The organism is Bartonella sp. LB28NMGDW, assembly GCF_042194435.1.
In the GTDB taxonomy this organism is placed as follows: Bacteria; Pseudomonadota; Alphaproteobacteria; order Rhizobiales; family Rhizobiaceae; genus Bartonella; species Bartonella grahamii.
On the sequence record NZ_JBHIMX010000050.1, the window covers coordinates 1 to 3,233 of the forward strand.

5 protein-coding genes are annotated in these 3,233 nt (G+C 38.3%); all 5 read right to left on the reverse strand.

The window, feature by feature from the left end:
* Positions 1 to 191 (reverse strand): DUF6990 domain-containing protein (locus tag ACFIKG_RS08825; protein ID WP_375652149.1); only part of this gene is annotated, 191 nt, incomplete at its 3' end.
* Positions 192 to 294: 103 nt separating this feature from the next.
* A complete protein-coding gene (locus ACFIKG_RS08830) occupies positions 295 to 864 on the reverse strand; it encodes an SMI1/KNR4 family protein (RefSeq protein WP_375652150.1) in 570 nt (189 codons plus the stop codon).
* A gap of 54 nt (positions 865 to 918) precedes the next feature.
* Positions 919 to 1,509 carry an SMI1/KNR4 family protein gene (locus tag ACFIKG_RS08835; protein ID WP_375652151.1) on the reverse strand — a complete coding sequence of 197 codons (591 nt, stop codon included), beginning with the start codon at positions 1,507 to 1,509 and terminating at the stop codon, positions 919 to 921.
* Positions 1,510 to 1,561: 52 nt separating this feature from the next.
* Positions 1,562 to 2,143, reverse strand: a complete 582-nt coding sequence (locus tag ACFIKG_RS08840) for an SMI1/KNR4 family protein (RefSeq protein WP_375652152.1) — start codon at positions 2,141 to 2,143, stop codon at positions 1,562 to 1,564.
* A 58-nt stretch (positions 2,144 to 2,201) separates the two neighbouring features.
* A partial coding sequence (locus ACFIKG_RS08845) for an HNH/ENDO VII family nuclease (RefSeq protein WP_375652153.1) occupies positions 2,202 to 3,233 on the reverse strand: 1,032 nt, incomplete at its 5' end.

Below are 3,233 nucleotides of genomic sequence, written 5' to 3' on the forward strand. Positions count from 1 at the left end.
TAAGCAGCGGTGGTGAGATCAGCCGAAAGCAAAAACTCTTTGCCACTCTCTCCATAATTTTTTACACCATAGCCAATACCGACAATGCGATCGGGAAGATGATAATGCGCAAAAGTATCACCCACGTTATCACGATAAGGCTCCCAGCCCAATCTTTTTAAAATCTCTGTGACATCTTTGGTTTGCATCATGACTCACTTATCAACCAATTGTGCAACATCATCTAAGGTATAGGTTTTCATAGATGATCCTCAAAACTTGCGTTATAGACACTCCATATTTCCTCTATCAATTTCACCTCTTCCATAGTTTTTTCCAAAAACTCTTGTAAAAAGAGATAGGTTGCGGAGTGGGAGTGTTCTCAATCTTTTCAATTGGTTGATCACCATCAGGTATCTCAACTCCCACGCTTTCTTTAATTCTTTTGCAAAGGAATTCATAAAAATTACTGGCGTAATATTCGCAATCTTCAGATGGAAGCATGACATAAAGTGGGCATTCACCATCCCGAAACTGCGTATAATCAAAGTAAAAGGTTTCACCAAAGTCTGTTCTACTAACAACAAGCTGTTCTGGTGTTGCAAAACCATCTTTTCTATCATTTAAGTTCTGAAAAACAATGTCATTAACAGAAACACCTATAGGATACTCATAAAGACTATAGATTTCATCACCACCAATGTCCCCGCCTTTACAATGTTCTAAAAAACTCTTGTAAGACGATGTGAATTGTAAACCGAGAGCTTTCTCCGCCCTTTCAATCACGAGATCATCAACTGCGTCATCTTCAGTACCAAAATTGATAATATCACCATTATATTTATCAACTAATTGTATAACATCATCTAAGGTATAGGGTTTCATAGATGATCCTCAAAACGTGCGTTATAAACGCTCCATATTTCCCCACTATCAATTTCACCTCTTCCATAGTTTTTTCCAAAAGCTCTTGTAAAAAGGGATAGGTTGCGGAGTGGGAGTGTGCTCAATCTTTTCAATCGGTTGATCACCATCAGGTATCTCAGCTCCCACGCTTTCTGTAATTCTTTTACAGAGGAATTCATAAAAATTACTTGCGTAATACTGGGGATCGCTAGGTGGAAATCTAAGATAGAGTGGGCATTCACCATCCCGAAACTGCGTATAATCAAAATAAAAGGTTTCACCAAAATCTGTTCTGCTAACGAAAAGCTGCTCTGGTGTCACAAAACCACGTTCTCTATTGAGTAAGTTTCGGTAAACAATATCACCAGCAGGAATACCTTCCCCACAATCTCCATAAATGCTAAAGATTTCTTCACCACCAATTTCCCCTCCTTTGTAATTTTTTAAAAAAACTTTGTAAGACGATGTGAATTGTAAACCGAGAGCTTTCTCCGCCTTTTCAATCTGCAAATCATCTGTTTCATTCTCTTCATCATCTTCACTACCCAAATTGATAATCTCATCATCATATTTATTCACTTTATCAATTAATACTGCAACATCAGCTAAGGTATAGGTTTTCATAGATGATCCTCAAAACGTGCGTTATAAACGCTCCATATTTCCTCTATCAATTTCACCTCTTCCATAGTTTTTTCCAAAAACTCTTGTAAAAAGGTACGGGTTGCGGAGTGGGAGTGTGCTCAATCTTTTCAATCGGTTGATCACCATCAGGTATCTCAGCTCCCACACTTTCTTTAATTCTTTTGCAAAGGAATTCATAAAAATTACTTGCGTAATATTCGCAACCTTCAGATGGAAGCATGACATAAAGTGGGCATTCTCCATCCCGAAACTGCGTATAATCAAAGTAAAAGGTTTCACCAAAATCAGTACTACTCACGACAAGCTGTTCTGATGTTGCAAAACCACGTTTTCTGTAATAATTTAAGTTTTGACAAACAATATCATTAAAAGGAAAATCTACACAATCTTCATAAAGACTATAGATTTCATCACCACCAATATCTCCCCCTTTATAATGTTTTAAAAAAGCTTTATAGGAAGATGTGAATTGCAAACTGAGAGCTTTCTCCGCCTTTTCAATCCATATATCATCGACCGCATTTTCTGCAGTCCCAAAACTGACAATATCACTATCATATTTATCAACTTTATCAACTAATTCTATAACATCATCTAAGGTATAGGTTTGCATCAATTATTCTCCATAAGTTATCCTACAAGTTTCTCTTTTTATCAACCGTAGAGCATTACTACCGATGCTCCTGTCCCCATCTGTCAAAATCTATCCCTATGATACTCCATTTCATATCAATTATTCCTCCTAAATTACTGTTTTTTTGTTCTCTATACCCTTTAGCACGTTCCTTCCAATATTCCGCTCTCCACTTCTCAAACTTTTTTCTCTCTATAAGCGATTGATGTGTTTTGGAAGGAGCATGAATTACGGAACTATATTTGTTATGAGATTCCTTGCTCATTTCTGCTATGGGACCCTCAGGCGTTTGTTTTAGGTGATGCAACTCAACAGATTGACCATCAAAACCTATAGGTGCTCTTCCTGCTTCCATTCTCTCAATATTGGTACCCCACACTTCTTTTTTGTTTTCCATCCATTTTACCCTTTTATTAGGATCAAACAAATCGTCTCTCTGATAGGCTTTGTTAGTCTGTCCAAATTTGCTATCAGTAAATTTAGTGGGTTTCTTTTTTAACCAAAGCTTTTTTTCTTTAGCGGCGAGTTTGGTCAGTTCTTTCTTCGCCGCAAGTTTGTCAGGATCTCCCTGAGCTGCAAGTTTGGCAAGATTTTTCTTGGAAGCAAATTGGGCAAAATCTTTCCTAGCATTGAACTTGATCACAGCCTTTTCGCCAAGCTTTATGCCTCCCTTGGCTGCTCCAGCACCTCCCAAAAACAGCGTTGCTACTTCAGTCAATAATTTTCCAAATTCAAGACCAGCATTAAAGGAACCACCGGCACCGGCTCGCTCATATTCCTCCTCCATTTTATTAATGCGATCTACATAGGGCTGTGCAAAGGCATGCCCAAGGGTAGCCAAAATCTCACCACTGCTGAAAAAATCTTTGAGCGCTTTCAAAATCTCTTTGGAATTTTTGGCTATTTGTATCAAGTCACCAACCGTAGGAGAACTGATTATTTGCAAAAAACCATCAACCGTATCGTATACTTCAGCCGGTACACTAGCTACCATACCAGCCCCAAAGCTTATACCTTGCCCTGTACTAATCGCAGACCACTTCGCAGACACTTCTGCTTCACATAAAAG

What these genes read in the sequence shown, in the direction of transcription:
- ACFIKG_RS08830 (WP_375652150.1), bottom strand. Translation starts at nt 864, where the DNA reads ATGAAACCCTATACCTTAGATGATGTTATACAATTAGTTGATAAATAT.
- ACFIKG_RS08835 (WP_375652151.1), bottom strand. Translation starts at nt 1,509, where the DNA reads ATGAAAACCTATACCTTAGCTGATGTTGCAGTATTAATTGATAAAGTG.
- ACFIKG_RS08840 (WP_375652152.1), bottom strand. Translation starts at nt 2,143, where the DNA reads ATGCAAACCTATACCTTAGATGATGTTATAGAATTAGTTGATAAAGTT.